The sequence below is a fragment of the Polaribacter gochangensis genome, assembly GCF_046224025.1.
GTDB classification, from domain to species: domain Bacteria; phylum Bacteroidota; class Bacteroidia; order Flavobacteriales; family Flavobacteriaceae; genus Polaribacter; species Polaribacter gochangensis.
The window spans coordinates 1-237 of the sequence record NZ_JBJXRF010000099.1; the positions used below are offsets into that span (position 1 = coordinate 1).

The following is a 237-nucleotide window of genomic DNA, read 5'->3' on the forward strand; positions in this document are numbered from 1 at the left end:
TTATATTCTTCTAAGCTAGAATACGCAATAACTTTATAGGTGTCTGTATATGTTTTGCCACCAAAAGCATAAGATATTTTTACAGTACTATTTTTAGACATTCTATCATTATCTGTAACAGTAATCGTAACTTCTCCTCCAAGTTTGTTTATTTTTTTATCTAAATTAACATAGTTAAAAACAAAATTTTTATTTTTAAATACTGGCATTTTTTGGTCTGATGTTGTTACGGTATTG

At 26.2% G+C, this 237-nt stretch carries 1 protein-coding gene; it reads right to left on the minus strand.

Annotation, left to right across the window (positions count from 1 at the left end; all coding sequences use genetic code 11):
- Window positions 1-209 (minus strand): hypothetical protein (locus tag ACEWL1_RS12215; RefSeq protein WP_409233573.1); only part of this gene is annotated, 209 nt, incomplete at its 3' end.
- Between the last annotated feature and the right edge of the window lie 28 nt (window positions 210-237).